This is a genomic window from Massilia suwonensis, from assembly GCF_042655665.1.
Classification (GTDB): domain Bacteria; phylum Pseudomonadota; class Gammaproteobacteria; order Burkholderiales; family Burkholderiaceae_D; genus Telluria; species Telluria suwonensis.
In genome coordinates, this window is record NZ_JBHSMR010000013.1 from 654,487 (window position 1) to 670,330 (window position 15,844).

The 15,844-nt window shown below is 67.9% G+C and carries 15 protein-coding genes; 6 read left to right on the forward strand and 9 right to left on the reverse strand.

Going from position 1 to position 15,844, the window contains the following annotated elements:
• Nucleotides 1–25: 25 nt before the first annotated feature.
• A complete protein-coding gene (locus tag ACFPQ5_RS10850; protein WP_379754838.1) occupies nucleotides 26–712 on the reverse strand; it encodes an SOS response-associated peptidase in 687 nt (228 codons plus the stop codon).
• A 3-nt stretch (nucleotides 713–715) separates the two neighbouring features.
• The gene (locus ACFPQ5_RS10855; protein WP_379754841.1) at nucleotides 716–1,015 is read right to left on the reverse strand and encodes an antibiotic biosynthesis monooxygenase family protein; all 300 of its coding nucleotides are present in this window, start codon (nucleotides 1,013–1,015) and stop codon (nucleotides 716–718) included.
• A gap of 168 nt (nucleotides 1,016–1,183) precedes the next feature.
• Here ACFPQ5_RS10855 and ACFPQ5_RS10860 point away from each other — a divergent pair, with 168 nt between their 5' ends.
• The 5 genes from ACFPQ5_RS10860 to eutC all read left to right on the forward strand — a co-directional run bounded on the left by ACFPQ5_RS10860 (nucleotide 1,184) and on the right by eutC (nucleotide 5,187).
• Nucleotides 1,184–1,528, forward strand: coding sequence for a hypothetical protein (locus ACFPQ5_RS10860; protein WP_379754844.1), 345 nt, complete (start codon nucleotides 1,184–1,186; stop codon nucleotides 1,526–1,528).
• Between the two features lie 332 nt (nucleotides 1,529–1,860).
• On the forward strand, nucleotides 1,861–2,235 hold the full coding sequence (locus ACFPQ5_RS10865) for a group III truncated hemoglobin (protein ID WP_379754847.1): 375 nt from the start codon (nucleotides 1,861–1,863) through the stop codon (nucleotides 2,233–2,235).
• Nucleotides 2,232–2,885 carry an NUDIX hydrolase gene (locus tag ACFPQ5_RS10870; RefSeq protein ID WP_379754850.1) on the forward strand — a complete coding sequence of 218 codons (654 nt, stop codon included), beginning with the start codon at nucleotides 2,232–2,234 and terminating at the stop codon, nucleotides 2,883–2,885. Before ACFPQ5_RS10865 ends, ACFPQ5_RS10870 begins: the two co-directional genes overlap by 4 nt.
• A gap of 109 nt (nucleotides 2,886–2,994) precedes the next feature.
• The gene (locus ACFPQ5_RS10875; protein ID WP_379754853.1) at nucleotides 2,995–4,386 is read left to right on the forward strand and encodes an ethanolamine ammonia-lyase subunit EutB; all 1,392 of its coding nucleotides are present in this window, start codon (nucleotides 2,995–2,997) and stop codon (nucleotides 4,384–4,386) included.
• 9 nt (nucleotides 4,387–4,395) lie between these two features.
• Nucleotides 4,396–5,187 (forward strand): ethanolamine ammonia-lyase subunit EutC, encoded by a 792-nt coding sequence (gene eutC / locus ACFPQ5_RS10880; RefSeq protein WP_379754856.1) that lies wholly within the window; start codon nucleotides 4,396–4,398, stop codon nucleotides 5,185–5,187.
• Here the strand turns inward: eutC and ACFPQ5_RS10885 are convergent.
• The 6 genes from ACFPQ5_RS10885 to ACFPQ5_RS10910 are packed head-to-tail and all read right to left on the reverse strand — an operon-like array spanning nucleotide 5,168 to nucleotide 12,359.
• Complete coding sequence (locus ACFPQ5_RS10885) at nucleotides 5,168–6,553, reverse strand: HlyD family efflux transporter periplasmic adaptor subunit (protein ID WP_379754859.1); 1,386 nt, start codon at nucleotides 6,551–6,553, stop codon at nucleotides 5,168–5,170. The genes eutC and ACFPQ5_RS10885 overlap by 20 nt on opposite strands.
• Nucleotides 6,550–8,079, reverse strand: a complete 1,530-nt coding sequence (locus ACFPQ5_RS10890; RefSeq protein ID WP_379754862.1) for an FHA domain-containing protein — start codon at nucleotides 8,077–8,079, stop codon at nucleotides 6,550–6,552. The genes ACFPQ5_RS10885 and ACFPQ5_RS10890 overlap by 4 nt, the downstream gene beginning before the upstream one ends.
• A complete protein-coding gene (locus tag ACFPQ5_RS10895) occupies nucleotides 8,076–9,485 on the reverse strand; it encodes an efflux transporter outer membrane subunit (protein ID WP_379754865.1) in 1,410 nt (469 codons plus the stop codon). Before ACFPQ5_RS10895 ends, ACFPQ5_RS10890 begins: the two co-directional genes overlap by 4 nt.
• Nucleotides 9,482–11,440 carry an HD domain-containing phosphohydrolase gene (locus tag ACFPQ5_RS10900; protein ID WP_379754868.1) on the reverse strand — a complete coding sequence of 653 codons (1,959 nt, stop codon included), beginning with the start codon at nucleotides 11,438–11,440 and terminating at the stop codon, nucleotides 9,482–9,484. The genes ACFPQ5_RS10895 and ACFPQ5_RS10900 overlap by 4 nt, the downstream gene beginning before the upstream one ends.
• A gap of 7 nt (nucleotides 11,441–11,447) precedes the next feature.
• Nucleotides 11,448–11,867 carry a DUF4399 domain-containing protein gene (locus tag ACFPQ5_RS10905; RefSeq protein WP_379754871.1) on the reverse strand — a complete coding sequence of 140 codons (420 nt, stop codon included), beginning with the start codon at nucleotides 11,865–11,867 and terminating at the stop codon, nucleotides 11,448–11,450.
• 18 nt (nucleotides 11,868–11,885) lie between these two features.
• Nucleotides 11,886–12,359 (reverse strand): DUF4399 domain-containing protein, encoded by a 474-nt coding sequence (locus ACFPQ5_RS10910; RefSeq protein WP_379754874.1) that lies wholly within the window; start codon nucleotides 12,357–12,359, stop codon nucleotides 11,886–11,888.
• Between the two features lie 156 nt (nucleotides 12,360–12,515).
• Here ACFPQ5_RS10910 and ACFPQ5_RS10915 point away from each other — a divergent pair, with 156 nt between their 5' ends.
• Nucleotides 12,516–13,619, forward strand: a complete 1,104-nt coding sequence (locus ACFPQ5_RS10915) for a formylglycine-generating enzyme family protein (RefSeq protein WP_379760079.1) — start codon at nucleotides 12,516–12,518, stop codon at nucleotides 13,617–13,619.
• A 14-nt stretch (nucleotides 13,620–13,633) separates the two neighbouring features.
• Here ACFPQ5_RS10915 and ACFPQ5_RS10920 read toward each other — a convergent pair whose 3' ends face one another.
• Nucleotides 13,634–15,676: a serine/threonine protein kinase gene (locus ACFPQ5_RS10920; RefSeq protein ID WP_379754878.1), complete on the reverse strand. Its 2,043-nt coding sequence runs from the start codon at nucleotides 15,674–15,676 to the stop codon at nucleotides 13,634–13,636.
• Between the last annotated feature and the right edge of the window lie 168 nt (nucleotides 15,677–15,844).

Here is a 15,844-nt window from a genome sequence, read left to right on the forward strand (position 1 = left end):
ACCGCGTGTATCGCCCGCGGCCTGTCTAAAACAACTCGAGATTGGCTGACGGCGCCGGCGCCCTGCGCGCCGGCGCGCTCGGCGCCGCCCAATCACGCATCTTCTCCGCCGGATAATGCCGCAAAAAGCTGCGCGCCACCTCCAGATCGCTGCACCCCAGCCAATCCTCCACCTCATCCCGTGGCAAAATCACAAGCGACCGCTTCTCATCATCCGGCTTATGCATCCGCTTCATCAACGGATGCTCGTCCGCGTTGATCGTAATCTGCGTGAATGAAGTCGCCGCCGTCCCATCCTCCTCCGGCCAATCCCGCCACAGTCCCGCGACAAAAAACAGCGACTCGTCCGCCATCCCGATCCCATGCCGCACCGCGCGCCCACTCTCATAGCAAGGCTCATAAAACCACGCCATCGGGATCGCACACAGCTGCAAGCGCCGCCACGGGAGCGCAAACGACCGCCGCTCCCCGATCGACTCGGCCCGCGCATTCATCGTATCGAAGGGTTTGATCTCCGGCGGAATCCGCCGCCGCGGCACCATGCCATAGGTCGCCAGCCGCGCCTCGATCCGCCCATGCGCACCCCTGCGCAGGATCGGCGCGACGTAATCCTTCCAGGTCTCCTCCGGCCAGCGCCAGTCGTTCGGCAAGTCGCTGAACGCACCCAGCGTCCCGAACTGCTCGGGCGTAGGCGGACGATAATTCACGCACATGATTCAGAAGCCTTCCAGTACCGTCTCCAGGTGGCTGACATTCGGCGCCCCATCGAAGCAATGGCCGACCAGCCGCCGCCACTCCTGGAAATCCTCGCTGCCGCGGAAATGGACGTTATGATCTTCCACCGTCTGCCAGCGCACCAGCAGCCGGTAGGCACGCGGATTCTCGATGCCGCGCTGGAGCTGCATGCCTTCGCAGCCGCGGGCGCGCTGGAACAGCGGCGTGGCCTGGCGCACGCCAGCTTCGAATTCGGCTTCCATGCCGGGTTTAATCAGGAGTTCGGCGCTTTCGAGGACCATGGGGGTTCCTATGTTTAGCTGAGATGTAGGTGCAGATTCGATTACGATTATGCCATCGCGCGTCGACATGCGTCTGGCGCGGAGCCTTTAGCTCCTTCACTTGCCCTGACACCAACCCTCTCATACACTGAGCCTTTCCGAACGTCTGCAGCCGGCCAGGAGCGGACATTGAAAGACGCGACTTTAATGATGATTTCCACCAGTGTTATCGGTCTACCGTTCACGCGTGCTTCTGCCGAACTTTTGCTGCAGCATGGGGCGAATCCAGGCGCAAGCCCGTACAGCCACAAGCAAATTGCCGAGTGGTGTGATCGCTTCTGGTGCCAGTACATCGACATCGATGCTGAGGACGAGATAGAGCAATTGCTACCCGTGCTAACTGACGTTGAAACGCAATGGGATCTCTACCTCGCAAACAAATATTCGATCGAAGAACTCCACTCCGGCTCGTTCGACGATGAGCGCATGCCTGCAGAGTGGTTTGTTGAATGGCTCGACCAGATCAAGAAGTGAAGTCTATGAACGTCTGCAATGGGTCGATTGACGACGTACAAGGCGCAGACCTAGCGACAAGATTAGTGCGGCAGTGTCCGGAAACCAATGGAAGTAACGCTCTATGCGTTTTGCTGAGAAGACCGTTATCACATAGCAGATCCGATCCGAACTTCGTCGCTCACTGATGGCAAACGGCAAAGTATTGCGGTCGAGGTAGCGGATCGATTCTCTGCCGGGAATCTGCGACAATGTCGAACCAAGACAGCGAGCCCCATGGCTAACTCGTTATCGACGGGGCAGCCCTGATTGCACCTATTCCGAAGAAGCGCCCCATTCCAGCAAGCACCACCATGCACACCGAACCCACCCGCGACGCCATCGCCACCCTCGTCCACGACTTCTACGCCGACATCCGCCGCGACGCCCTGCTGCAACCGGTCTTCGACGGCGCGATCGGCGACCACTGGGAACCGCATCTCGCCCGCATGGTCGACTTCTGGTGCTCGGTGATGCTCTCCAGCGCCGAGTTCAAGGGCAATGTCTACGGCAAGCACATGGCCTTGGCTGGAATCGAACCCGAACACTTCCGGCGCTGGCTGACTTTGTTCGAAAGCCACGTGCGGCGCCTGTTCCAGCCCGAGGTCGCGGAAGAATTCATGGCGGCGGCGCGGCGCATCGCCGCCAGTCTGCAGTACGGCTTCTTCGGCCGTCTCGAAGTGGCATGAGCCGACGCACCATGCCCACCTTCCATCCCTCCCCCAACGACGACGGCCAGCCCGTCCTCATCCGCCAGCCCTCGACGCCCACCTCCCTGTTTGCATGGGACGATCCGCAGCAGGTCGCAACCGTCGTCCCCGGCGGCGCCCTGCCCGCGGTGCTGAACGGCGTTCCCCTCGCACCCTGGGACGAGGCACCAGTCACCGGCCAGGGCTGGAGCGCCTGCGCCGCCTACCCGGACCTGGACGAGCCGCCCTACGTACTCCCGCCCGGCTATGCAGCGGCGGCCGGCGCGGTGATTCTGGAAGACGACGGCCGCGTGTGGCTGGTGGCGCCCTCGAACCATTTCGGCGGCTATGCGGCGACCTTCCCGAAGGGCCGCGTCGATCCCGGCACCAGCCTGCCTTACGCCAGCGTGCGCGAAGCCTTCGAGGAGTCGGGGCTGCAGGTACGCATCGTCGGCTTCCTGCTCGACACGACGCGCACCCAGACCCACACCCGTTACTACGTCGCGCGCCGCGTCGGCGGCACGCCGGCGCGTATGGGCTGGGAGTCGCAGGCCGTGCACCTGGTGCCTGCGGCGCGGCTGCGCGAGCTTGCCGTCCATCCGAACGACGAGGCCGTGATCCGGGCACTGGAGCGCTGGCTCGCGAAGTGACCCGGACCCGCGTGCATTCGGCCCGCAAGTGTGGCAGCATCGTCCCTGATGCAGAGTCAGGGTGGCGTGTCCGATGCACCATCTTGGTGCAACCACAGCGGAGCAAGCGATGAGCCAGTTGTCCCACGTTGTCGGCAGCCATACCTACACCTTCTCCAGCCTGCGCGAGCTGCTGGCGAAGGCCTCGCCCGCCCGCTCGGGCGACTACCTGGCCGGTGTCGCGGCGGGCAGCAGCGAGGAGCGCGTCGCTGCGCAGATGGCGCTGGCCGACCTGCCCCTGACCACCTTCCTGAACGAGGCCGTGGTGCCGTACGAGAGCGACGAGATCACACGTCTGATCGTCGACAGCCACGACGACGCCGCCTTTGCGCCAATCCGTCACCTGACCGTCGGCGCCCTGCGCGACTGGCTCTTGAGTGACGAAGCTGACACCGCGGCACTGGCGCGCCTCGCCCCCGGCATCACGCCCGAAATGGCCGCCGCCGTGTCGAAGGTCATGCGCATCCAGGACCTGGTGCTGGTCGCCCGCAAATGCCGCGTCGTGACGCGCTTTCGCAATACCATCGGCTTACCCGGCACGCTGTCCACGCGCCTGCAGCCGAATCACCCGCGGGACGATGCGTCCGGCATTGCCGCCAGCCTCTTCGACGGCCTGATGTACGGCTGCGGCGACGCCGTCATCGGCATCAACCCGGCCACCGACAATGTGGCGCAGGTGGCGAAGCTGGTCACCATGCTGGACGAGATCATCGACCGCTACGCCATTCCCACCCAGTCCTGCGTGCTGACCCACGTAACGAACACGCTGGCCGCGATCGAACGTGGCGCGCCCGTTGATCTCGTGTTCCAGTCGATCGCCGGCACCCAGGCCGCAAACGCCAGCTTCGGCATCGACCTGGCCCTGCTGCGCGAAGCGCGCGCCGCGGCCCTGTCGCTGGGACGCGGCACCGTGGGCGAGAACCTGATGTACTTCGAGACCGGCCAAGGTAGCGCCCTGTCGGCAAGCGCGAACCACGGCCTCGACCAGCAGACCTGCGAAGCGCGCGCCTACGCCGTCGCCCGCGCGTTCGAACCGCTGCTGGTCAATTCCGTAGTCGGCTTCATGGGCCCGGAATACCTCTACGACGGCAAGCAGATCACGCGCGCGGGCCTCGAGGACCACTTCTGTGCCAAGCTGCTCGGCCTGCCCATGGGCGTGGACGTCTGCTATACCAATCACGCCGAAGCCGACCAGGACGACATGGACGTGCTGCTGACGATGCTCGGCACGGCCGGCTGTACCTTCATCATGGGCGTGCCGGGCGCCGACGACATCATGCTGAACTACCAGACGACCTCCTTCCACGACGCCCTGTATGCGCGCCGCGCGCTGGGCCTGCAGCCGGCGCCGGAGTTCGACGCCTGGCTGCGCGGCATGGGCATTTTCATCGGCGACGGCCAGGTGCAACTGGGACGCACCTTACCGGCGCCCTTCCAGCGCGCGCTGGCACAGCTGACCTGAGGAGCCTCCATGATCGCGCCTCCCGACCCCTGGCAGACCCTGCGCCGCTTCACATCCGCGCGCATCGCCCTCGGCCACACCGGCATCAGCCAGCCGACGCAGGTCCAGCTCGACTTCCAGCTCGCCCATGCGCGTGCGCGCGACGCCGTACACCAGGCGCTCGATACGGCCAGCCTTGCGCAGGCACTGGCCACGGCCTGGCCGGGTGAACCGCTGCGCCTGCACAGCGCGGCCGGGAACCGCAATGTCTATTTGCAGCGCCCTGATCTCGGCCGCAGGCTGGACGATGCGTCGCGCGCCCTCCTCGGCCCGCACGCGCAGGGATACGACCTGGCCATCGTCGTCGCCGACGGCCTCTCGGCCCTGGCCATCGAACAGAACGCCGCCCCCTTCCTGGCGGCGCTGCGCCCGTTGCTGCCGCGAGATGCGTGGACCCTGGCGCCCCTGTCCATCGTCGAACAGGGCCGCGTAGCCGTCGGCGACGAGGTCGGCGCGCTGCTCGGCGCACGCATGGTCGTGGTCCTGATCGGCGAGCGCCCGGGCCTGAGTTCTCCCGACAGCATGGGCCTGTATCTCACCTGGGCGCCGCGCGTGGGCCTGACCGACGAGCGGCGCAACTGCATCTCGAACGTACGGCCGGAAGGACTACCCTTGCAGGAGGCGGCAAACAAGCTGCACTACCTGCTGCAGGAGGCCCGCCGGCGGCAGCTCAGCGGCGTCGAACTCAAGGACGAAACCGAGCACGCACCGGCGTTGGCGCAAGCCGCCCCGGCATTCTCCCTCACCCGCCAATATCCCTGAACGGATCGAGCGCCAGGTCGATCAGCCTGCGCTCGCGCACGACGATTTCCGCCACCGCCGTCATCCCGTAACGCAGCGGGTAGACGGTCTCGCCTACCGTGTACTGGGTCCGGTCGAGCGACACCCGCCCCTCGTACACCGGCTGCTTGGTCTGCAGCGAAGGTTTGGTGGCCGGCGAGATGAACTGCAGCGTGCCGCGGATCAGGCCATAGCGCTGGTAGGGAAAGGCGTTGAACTTCATCTGCACCGGCAGGCCTTCGCGCAGGAAGCCGCGGTCGTGTTCGGCGATCTCGATCTTGAGGATCGGTTTAGCGTTCTTCGGCGCGATGCCGCCCAGCGGCGCGTTGGCCTGGATCTTGTCGCCCGGCTGGGTCGAGGTGACGTCGGTGATCACGCCGTCCACGGGCGCGACGATGCGCAGGAAATTCTCCTTGTCGATGTTTTCAAAACGGATGCGGGCGGCGGCGTCGGCCACCAGGCGCGCGGTCTGCACCTGCAGGCGCAGCTTGTCTTCGGCGTTCGCCACCTCGCGGTCGGCGGCGGCCGATTGCAGGCGCAGCTTGTCGAGTTCCTGGCCGCTGGTTTCCAGGCTCGAGCGGGCCTGGGTCGTCTCCAGGCTCTGCCTGGCGGCCAGCTCGGTCGTGCGCGCCTGCGCAACGCGCAGCGCATTCTCGGCCGCCTGCAGGGCATTCTTCTTGCCCTCCACCTGCAGCTGCGAGACCCCGCCGCCGCCCGGCAGGGCGAACAGGCGCGCGAACTTGTCGGCTTCGAGTTTGGCCGCATCGCGTGCGCGCCGCGCGTCCTCGATGTTGGTGCGCGCTTCCTGCTGCTGGGCGCTCTGGCCCTGGGCCAGCTGGCTGGTGCCTTCCGCCAGCCGGCGCCGGTGCTGGCGTTCTTCGACGGCGGCCGCTTCGCGCAGCGCGGCGGCGTTGCGCTCCAGGAGCGCTTTCTTCTCTGGGAATTCCTTCCATTCGCGCTCCGCGTCCTCGAGCTTCAGGCGGGCCTCGAGCGCGTTGCGCGCCGCCTCGATCGCGCCCCGCGCGTAGATTCGCGCCACGACGTCGCCCGCCTTCACCGGCTGCCCTTCGGCGATGTAGATGTTGGACAGCTCACCGTCGATCGGCGCGTACAGGCGCCGCACTTCGGAGGCCGGCGCCAGGCTGCCGTTGGCGGTGACCAGCACGTCGGCGTGCCCGAAGAAGGACCAGACCAGGCCCGCCAGCACCAGCGCCACCATCGAATACACCAGCGCCCGCGTAAAACGCCAGGGATCGGCAGTGAGAATCGAGATGCCTTCGGCGCTGTGCTCCTCCAGCGCCTCCGACAGCGGCGTCAGCGTGTGCGGCTTGATCCAGTCGCGTTTCACGGTCCGCTCCTGGCCAGCGCCAGCCGGCGTACGTCGCTGACGGCGTCGGCATAGGCGTCGCGATAGGCCGGCACATAGGCGGCGATGGTCTCGAAGGCGCGCTGGTGCGCTTCGCCCTGCTCGTCCCACTGGCGCAGGATCTGGGCGATCCGGGCGCCATCCTGCGCATCGCGCAGCGGCGCCTGCGCCCCGCCGCGCGTGGCGACAAAGGTTTCGAGCTTCAGCATCCAGTCGAGTTCATCCAGCAGCGGCGCCAGCCCCGGGTTGTAGCGCACCTGCTTGCGCATGCCGGCCAGCTGCTGCGCGGCGCGCGGAAACTGGCCGGCCTTGAGCGCCGCCATCCAGGGAGGCAGGTTCGCCTTGAGCAGCGCTTCCGTGTGCAAAGCCGCCATGTGCGCGTCGGCGGGATCGTTTGCCAGGGCGTCGCCCGCGACCACGGCCGCCTGCGCGTAAGCGCCGTCGTTCATCAGCGCCTCCACTTCGCGCCCGGTGCGGCCGATGCCGTACAGCGCCCAGGCCAGCACGGCCACGCAGGCCAGCGCGATTAGAGCCCAGCGGCGCAGGCGCGGCGCATCCAGCCGCCGTTGACCGCCGAAGGCCGCATACAGCCCGGCCAGCATGCCCTGGGGCGGCGGCTCCTCGTTCACCGGGGCCGCGGCGGGCGCATCGGGCGCATCGGCTCCCGGCGCCGCATCGGCACAGAAGATGTCGAGGAAGGAATCGGCCGCCGCAACGAAGGTCGTGCGGTCCGCGTCCAGCACCGGCGCCGGCTTCACGGCGCCGATGCGCGTGAGCGTCGGGTCGCGCGCGGGCGCTTCCCAGGCCAGTGCGACCCGGTAGACGAAATGGCGGCCCCCGAAGGCCAGCAGGTCGCCGTCGCCGAGGGCCACCGCGTGTTCGTCGAGGCGGGTGCCGTTCACGAAGGTGCCGTTGGTGCTGCCCAGGTCCTCGATGTGCAGCTCCCCGCCCTTCAGGAAGATGTGGGCGTGGCGGCGCGACAGGTAGTTCACCTGCGAGGCGTCGAGGTCGCGGTAGCGCGCGAAGGTGTCGTCGGCCTTGCTGACCATGAAGGGGAACTCGGTGACGACGATCGGCTGCAGGCCCGTGTCCCCGTGTTCGGGCAGCAGGGTCAGGCTCGCCAGCCTGGCATGCGGCGGCTGCGTGGCCGCGCGCTCGAACTGCACCCGGTAGCTCAAGGTTTTGCCGAGGCCGAGCAGGTCGCCGTCCTGCAGCGCGACGATGCCCTGGCGGACCGGCGCGCCGTTGACGCTGCTGCCGTTCTTGCTGCCCAGCTCCGCGAAGTACACGGCGCCGTGTTCGCAGAAGATGCGCGCGTGGCGGCGCGACAGGTCGGCCGCCAGGCCCTCGGGATAGCCGTCGAACGGCGCCTCGGTACGGCCGATGGCGAACAGGTTGTCGCGAATCTGGATCGGCGCCAGCTCGGGATGCGAGACCGGCACAAGCACGATCATCAGCCGGCTGGCCTGGGCTGAGCGCGGAGCGGCCATCGCACCGAGCGCCGTCACGGGCGGCTCCCGGTGCTCGCGTTGCGCACGTCCACCGCCGGCCAGCCGCCGCCCAGCGCCTTGTACAGCGTCACCGTATCGGACAGGATCTGCTGGTGGTTTGCCAGCAGCGCCAGTTGCGACGCCAGCAGCGTGCGCTCGGCCTCGAACACCTCCAGCTGCGACACCATGCCTTCCTTCAGCTGCGCTTGCACCTGCGCCGACACCACCGCCAGCCGTTCCGACTGCTGCTGCAGCTCGGCGCGCTGGCGCCGGTGGGCGTCGAGGTTGACCAACGCGTTTTCGACCTCCTCGAAAGCGGCCATGACCACGCGCCGGTACTCGTTCTCGGCCACCCCGGTGCGCGCCTCCGAGGTCTTCAGGCGCGCCTTGACGCTGGGGTCGAAGATCGGGAAGTTGATCGACGGGAGCAGGCCGAAGGTGAAGGATTTCAGCAGCGAACCGAGCGCGAAGCTGGCCGAGCCGCCGCGTCCCGTCAGGCTGACCGAGGGCAGCTGCGCCAGCTTGGCCTGTCCGACCAGGTCGTAGGCCACCAGCACCCGGTATTCGGCGGCGACGATGTCGGGACGGCGCTTGAGCAGCTGCGAAGGCAGCCCCTCGGGCACGATCGGCAGCTGCACGCGGCCCTGCAGCGCGCCCGGCGGCACCGTGAACTCGCCCGCCGGTATGCCCAGCAGCGTGGCGAGCGCATTGCCGGCCAGCGCGCGCAGGCGGCGCAGCTCGATCAGGTCGTGGCTCTGTCGGTTGATCTCGGCGCGCTGCTGCAGCACCCGCGTCTGCGGCAGCAGGCCCTGCCCCATCATCGCCTCGAAAGTGACCAGGATGTTGCGGTTCTTGTCCAGCGTCTGTTCCTGCTGGCGGATCTGCTCGTCGAACTGCAGGATCTGGAAATAGGTCGTCGACACGTCCGAGACCAGGCTCAGGTAGCCGGCGCGCCAGTCGGCCTCGGTGGCGCGGAACTCCGCCGTCTGCGCCTCCACGCCCTTGGCCACGCGGCCCCAGACGTCGATCTCCCAGTTGACCTGCGTGCCGAGGTTGAACTGCTTGCTGAACTTCTGGCCGGTGCTTTTTTCGAAACTCGCTCCGGCGCCGGCATCCAGCGTCGGCAGCGCGCCGGCCCGTGCTTCTCCGATCTCGGCGCTCGCGACCCTGATCCGCGCGGCCAGTATCTTGAGATCGAAGTTGGCGCCGAGCGCGCGCTCGACCAGGCCGTCGAGATAGGGATCGCGAAAACCTTTCCACCAGTCGGGCGCGATCATCTCGCTCGGCGCCACCGGCAGCGCCTTCTGGTTAGACCAGGCCGCCTTGCCGGGCGTGTCGGGCTGGCGGTAGGGTTTCATGCTGACGTCGGGGCAGCCGCTCAGCAGCGCCGCAAGGGCGAGCGGAAGCACGATGCGGGTCTTCATGGACCGCCTCCCGCGCGCGCCTCCCACGCCTTCGACTCGACGAAGACCTTGAACAGGCGCGCGTCGAGGTGGCCGATGCGGCATTCCTCGCCAATCAGGTCGAGCGCCCGTTCCCTCGGCACTGCTTCCTTGTAGGGCCGGTCGCGCGCAGTCAGCGCATCGTAGATGTCGCTGATGGTGAGAATGCGCGTCTGGATGCTGATCTCGTCGCCTTTCAAACCCATCGGATAGCCCGAGCCGTCGAGCTTTTCGTGGTGGCCATGCGCGATTGCCGGCACCCCGGCCAGCTCGCGCGTCCAGGGAATCAGGATCAGGAAGGAGTAGGAGTCGGCCACGTGGGCCTCGATCTGGCGCCGCTCGTCTGGCGTCAGGCAGCCCTTGCCGATGTTCAGGGCGCCGAATTCCTCGTCGCTGAGCAGCTTGAAACCCGGCTCTCCGGTGCCGTGGCAGGCGTGGTCGCGGATCGCCGCCAGTTCGCGTGCCGGTTCGGTGTGGGAGACCGAGGGCTCGTTGGCGCGCACGATGGCCGCGAAGAAGTCGTCCAGGCGCGCCCCCTCTTCCTCGATCAGCGCTTCGATGCGTTCGGCCTCGCGGCGGAAGGCCGCCATCCCCAGCTCCTCCTGCACATGGCGCCGCGCCAGGCTGCCCCAGGCATGCCGTTCGAGGCAGGCGCGCGCATAGCGGAAGCGCTGTTCCAGCAGGCGCATGTCGGCGTGGTGCAGCTTCTTCTCCTTGCGCAGCACGTGCTCGCGCACGCCGACCTTGCCGAAGTCGTGCAGCAGCGCGGCGTAGCGGATCTCGCGCAGCTGGGCGTGGGTGAAGGCGGCGCGGCGCAGGCCGGCGTCGCCGGCATGCTCGATCGCGCGCGCCAGGTTCTCGGCATAGGTCGCGACGCGGAACGAGTGCCCCGCCGTGACCGGGTCGCGCTCTTCGATCGCCTGCACCGAGGCGCAGACAAAACCGTCCAGCAGGCCCTTGATGCTCGAGTAGAGCTGGAAGTTCTTCAGCGCCACCGCCGTCTCGGCGCAGACGCCGCTGAGGATTTCGAGGTCGGCTTCCTGGAAAGCGCGCGGGTCGGACGAGGTATCGACCTGGATCAGCCCCAGCACATCCTCGCCCAGGATCAGCGGCACGCACATCACGGAGTGGATCGCCTGCGCCACGATCGATTCGTGGGCGGCGTAGTGGCGGTCGGCCAGGGTGTCGACCGAGAGGATGGCGCGCTTTTTCACCAGCACCTGGTCGACGATGGTGTGCGAGATGCGCACCCGGGCCGGATCTTCGGCCGTTCCCCCGCGCCTTCGCACCGCGACCGGCCGTGGCGGATCGCCGTCGGCGCCGCACAACATGATGAAGGCGCGCTCGGCTAGCGGAAACAGGTCGAAGATAAAATTCATGAGCTTTTCGACCAGGGTTTCCTGGTCGGTCACCGCGCCCAGCGCGATGCTCACTTGCGCCATCGCGTGCAGCTGGTGCACGGTCTTTTCCAGCTCTCCGCGGCCGGCGTGGGCGGCATCGACCACGGGAGCGAAGCGGGTGGCGTCGACCGAGCGCGTGATGACGGTGGTGGAAGCGCCGCCCTCGGGCAGCATCAGCGAATGGAACACCAGCTGGGCCGAAGCCAGCGTCAGCTCGTCGCCGTCGCGCAGCAGGTGCCAGGCGCCGGGCGCGAGCCGTTCGCCGCAGACAAAAGTGCCGTTACGCGAATGGAGGTCTTCCACGAAATAATTCGCGCCTCGGCGCCGGATGCGCGCATGGCGGCGGCTGATCGTCGCTTCCGGAATGCAGATGTAGCGGTTCGACGCCAGCGCGTCCTGCTTGTCGCGTCCGAGCACCGCCTCTTCGTGCAGGGGAAAGACGGCCGGGCCCGGCGTGCTCGCTCCCATCCATTCGATATAGGCCCGCACCGGATCGCTGGCGGCGGCCGTGTCGGCAAAGGGAGCGTTCGGTTCCATGACAGCTTCACTTGACGGTGATCGTGATCTTCTTCGAGGTCACGGGCGGTTCGTGGGGCACGTGGTTTTCGTCCCCCATCAAGAGCTGCAGCGTGTGTCTGCCGGGCGGGAGCTCGATCATGGTTTCGGTTTCGCCGGCGCCGTAGTGCAGGTGGTTGCGGTCGGACGGAATCGGCTGCCCGCCGGGCGGCAGTTCGGTGTCGATCAGCAGGTGGTGGTGGCCGGTGTTTTCGAACGCGACGCCTTTCGGCGCCACGCCCATGTGGCGCAGGCCGAACCAGACCCGGAACGGTTTCCCGGCCTGCAGCACCTGGCCGTCGTTGGGCCAGCCTATGTAGCAATAGGCGTTGGCGGGTGCCTTGGTCGCGGCGGCCGTCCCGGCGGCCAGCAGGGAGATGAAGGCGAAGGCGGCAAGGGTTGGGCGCATGCGGTTCTCCCAGGCGGTTCAGCGCACCGTGACGGTGATCCGCTTCGACAGCACGGGCGGCTTGTGCGGCACGTGGTTCATGTCCCCGAGCAGCAGCTGCAGCGTGTGCTTGCCGGGCGGGAGCTCGATCCTGGCCTCGGTCTCGCCGGCGCCGAAGTGCAGGTGGTTGCGGTCGCTCGGGATCGCTTCCGTCATCGACGGCAGTTCGGTATCGATCAGGAGGTGGTGGTGGCCGGTGTTCGGCACCGTCGTGCCCTTGGGTGCGACGCCCATGTTGCGCAGGCCCATGCGCACCCAGAACTTGCCGCCGTTGATGACGGTACCGTCGTAGGGCCAGATGAAGTAGACCTGGGGCGCCGACGGGTTCGGCGTGGCGGTCGTGGCGGGCTGGGCCGCCGGCTTGTCCTGCGCGCCCTGGCCGGCCGCATTTACCTGCACGGCTGCGGCCAGCGAGACAGCCGTCAACGCTGAAAGGACGATGGTGTGGCGCATGGTGCAAAACTCCCGTCAGGATCGAACGGAGGTGCGCATCGATACCTTCAAATCTGTCACACTCCCAGTCAGATCGCAAGTCAATTCCTATCAAACGCAAGACCTTAGGGAGCAGACATGTGGCAGAGGCTATTGATGGTTTGCAGCTTGACGGGAATGGCCTGCACCGGCCTCGCCCAAGCCCAGGAGCCTGCAACCGGGAACAAACCTGGGGGCATTGTTCCTAGGGCGAGTCCGGAACAGTTCGAGCTCGCGTTCTGGAATTCGATCAAGGACAGCAATCACGCCGGCGATTACGAGGCCTATCTGAAAGCCTATCCGAAGGGGCGCTTCGCGGCCCTGGCCCAGGCCCGGATCGCGCGCCTGCGGGCGCCCGCGCAGCCGCCTGCCGCTGCACAGGCACCGGCGCAGGCGCCAACGCCCGCGCCGGCACAGCGCCCGCAAACCGCGCAGAGCCCGCCTGCGGCGCAGCCCCCGCCCGCCGCGAAGCCGAAACCGCCGGCGGCGAAGCCCGCCTCGCCGGCGATCGCCGCGGCCCGGGCACGCGCCAGCGGCGAGATCCGCGATTGCCAGTCCTGCCCGGTACTGGTGTCCCTGCCCGCCGGCACCTTCACGATGGGGAACAATGCCAGCGACCCGAGCGAACGCCCTGCGCACCAGGTTGTCATCGATGCGCCCTTCGCGATCGGCAAGTTCGAGGTCACGGTCCAGGAATGGAATGCCTGCGTGACCGCGAACGGCTGCGCCCGCATCGCGCAGGCGGATGCCGGCCCGACCGCGCCGATGCGCGACGTCAGCTGGGAAGATGCGCAGCAATACGTGAAATGGATCGGCCTGGTCAGCGGCAAGCCCTACCGCCTGCCGACCGAGGCCGAATGGGAATTCGCGGCCCGCGGCGGCAGCGCCGCGCCCTACTGGTGGGGAGACAGGATGGCCGCCGGGAAGGCCAACTGCAAGGACTGCGGCCAGCCCTGGCATGCCGAGCGGCCGGCAAACGTGGGCAGCTTCGGCGCCAACGGCTTCGGCCTGCACGACACCAGCGGCAGCGTCTGGGAATGGGTCGCCGACTGCTGGCACAACAACTTCAAGGGCGCGCCCAACGATGGCGCCGCCTGGGAAGAAGCGGGTTGCCGCCAGCGCGTGATCCGCGGCGGCTCCTGGCGCGAAGGGGCCGCCTACATGGTCGCCTCCACCCGCTTCAAATACGATGCCGGCGTACGCCAGTCGCAGAACGGGTTCAGGGTGGCGCGTGGGTTCTGATCGGGCCGCGCAGGTCAGCGCTTGATCGCGACCGGGAGGAAGGCGATGCCGATCCGGCCGGGGCCGCTGTGGGCGCGCACCCGTTGCAGGCTGGCGCCGAGCTCGTTCAGGTAGGTGGAGGACGGCTCCGACTCGCGCCGCAGCGTATCGAACAGGGGCGTCGGCGTCGTCACCAGCACCACCAGCAGGCTGGACCCGGCCGACTTGCCGATCTGCCAGTCGCCCGGCCGGCCGATGGTCGCGCGGTGCTTCGGCGGCGCCCGGTTGTCGAGCGCCAGCGCGTTCGGCAGCAGGTGGATGACGCTGCCGTCCGGCAGGTAGGCGTCGACCGTCATGAAGGAGTCGAGGCCAGGCGTGCTGACGTCGACGATCAGCGAGTCGCCCTCGGCCAAGGTCGGGACTGGATTCGCCCCTGCGCCCGCCAGGCGCAAGGCGGCCCCCCCGCCGGCCTGGCGGTGCGCGAACCAGTATGGCGCCAGCGCCGCGACCAGGCGGCAGTCGGCGGCGGCGACCTCGCGCACTTCGCTCTTCACCACCGCCACGCCCGGCAGCGCCGCCAACTGGTTCTGCACGGCGGCCGCCCCGGGCGACTTGCCGACCACGCCTTCGATGCGCACGGTATCGCCGTGCACCTGCGCCGCCAGGGCCGAACAGGGAATCCGCCCGAGCGCGGCCGCAATCGACTGGGGCGACGGCGGCGCCAGGATGGGTTCGACGGGCGGCGCAGCTTCCGTTGCCGCCGTCGCGGGCGGCGCCTGCGCCGTAGCGGCCGGGGCCGGGGCCGCCTGCTCACGGCCGAGATACAGCCAGCCGCCCACGCCCAGTACCCCGACCGCCAGCAGGGCCACGCTGGCCGCCACCAGCCCGGCGCGCGACTTCAGGCCGCTGGTGGCGAAGCCGGCCAGGAAGCGCGCCACGGTCGGCGTGCGCGCATCGCGCTCCAGCGCCAGGCCGCAGCGCAAGGCATGCCACTGGGTGCGTCCCAGGTTGGGCGGACGCAGCGGCTTCATGCCGGTCCCGCGCGCCTGGGCCGAGGACAGGCGGTTGAAGGGATGGCGTCCGGTCAGCAGCTCGTAGGTGATGCAGGCCAGCGCGTAGATGTCGTCGCGCGGGTCGGGGTCGCGCTGTTCCAGCATTTCGGGACTGGCATAGGCCGGCGTCAGCGCGCCCAGGCTGCCCGGATCGAAGACGGTGGCGTCGACGTCTTCCTCGGTCTTCTGGAACACGCGCGCGATGCCGAAATCGATGACTTTTACGACACCCGATTCAAGCAGGATGACGTTGCCGGGCTTGAAGTCGCAGTGCACGAAGCCGCGCCCGTGCGCGTACGACAGCGCGTTGGCCATGCCGGTGACGATGGGCAGCACCTGCGCATAAGGCAATCCCTTGAAGCCGGGCGCGCGCAGCACCTGGCTCAGCGGCTTGCCAGGCAGGTACTCCATGGTGAGATAGACCATCGGGCCGTCGCGGTCGAAATCGTAGACCGAGACGATGTTCGGATGGGCCAGCGCCTGCGCCTTGCGCGCTTCGCGCTGCAGGGCGATCAGCGACTTCGGATGGCCGCGGAACTGGACGTTCAGCACCTTGATGGCGATGTAGGGCTTGCGGTCGGAGGCCTCGAGCTTGCGCAGGTCGAGCGCCTTGTAGACCGTGCCCATGCCGCCGAAGCCGATGCACTCTTCCAGCACGAAGCGGCCGTTCAGGGTTTCGCCCACGCCCTTCATGCGCTCGGGCTCGGCGCCAGGGGACACGTCGGCGCGCGGCGGCGGGGCCGGCTGGCCTTGCACCGAAGTCGCGGCGCCGGGCTCGGTTTGCACGAAGGTGTCGTCGCCGCCCTGCTGGCGGCGCGCGGCCAGCATGCGCCCGATGCGCTGCTGTACCTGCGCATACAGGTCGGCCGGCAAGGGATGGCGCGCATGCTCTTCGCTCAGCATCTCGAGCAGGCGGCCGGGACTTTCCGGGGCGCTGGCAAGCACCCGGTCGAGCTGAGCGAAAAACTCGGGATGCTGCAAGGCGCCACTCTGCAACTGGTGAATCGCGTTGGCGAAACTGTCCATGGTTCGACGATATAAAAATCCCAAGCCGCTAGCGTGAGACTAGCATGATGCGGCGATTGATCAAGCCCTTGCGGCACCTCAATCCGGCCGGACCACGGCGCGTGTTGGGCCGCGGCCGACACCATGCCATCTGCTGTTGGAATGGACCCATCACCTACGGCGCCGACG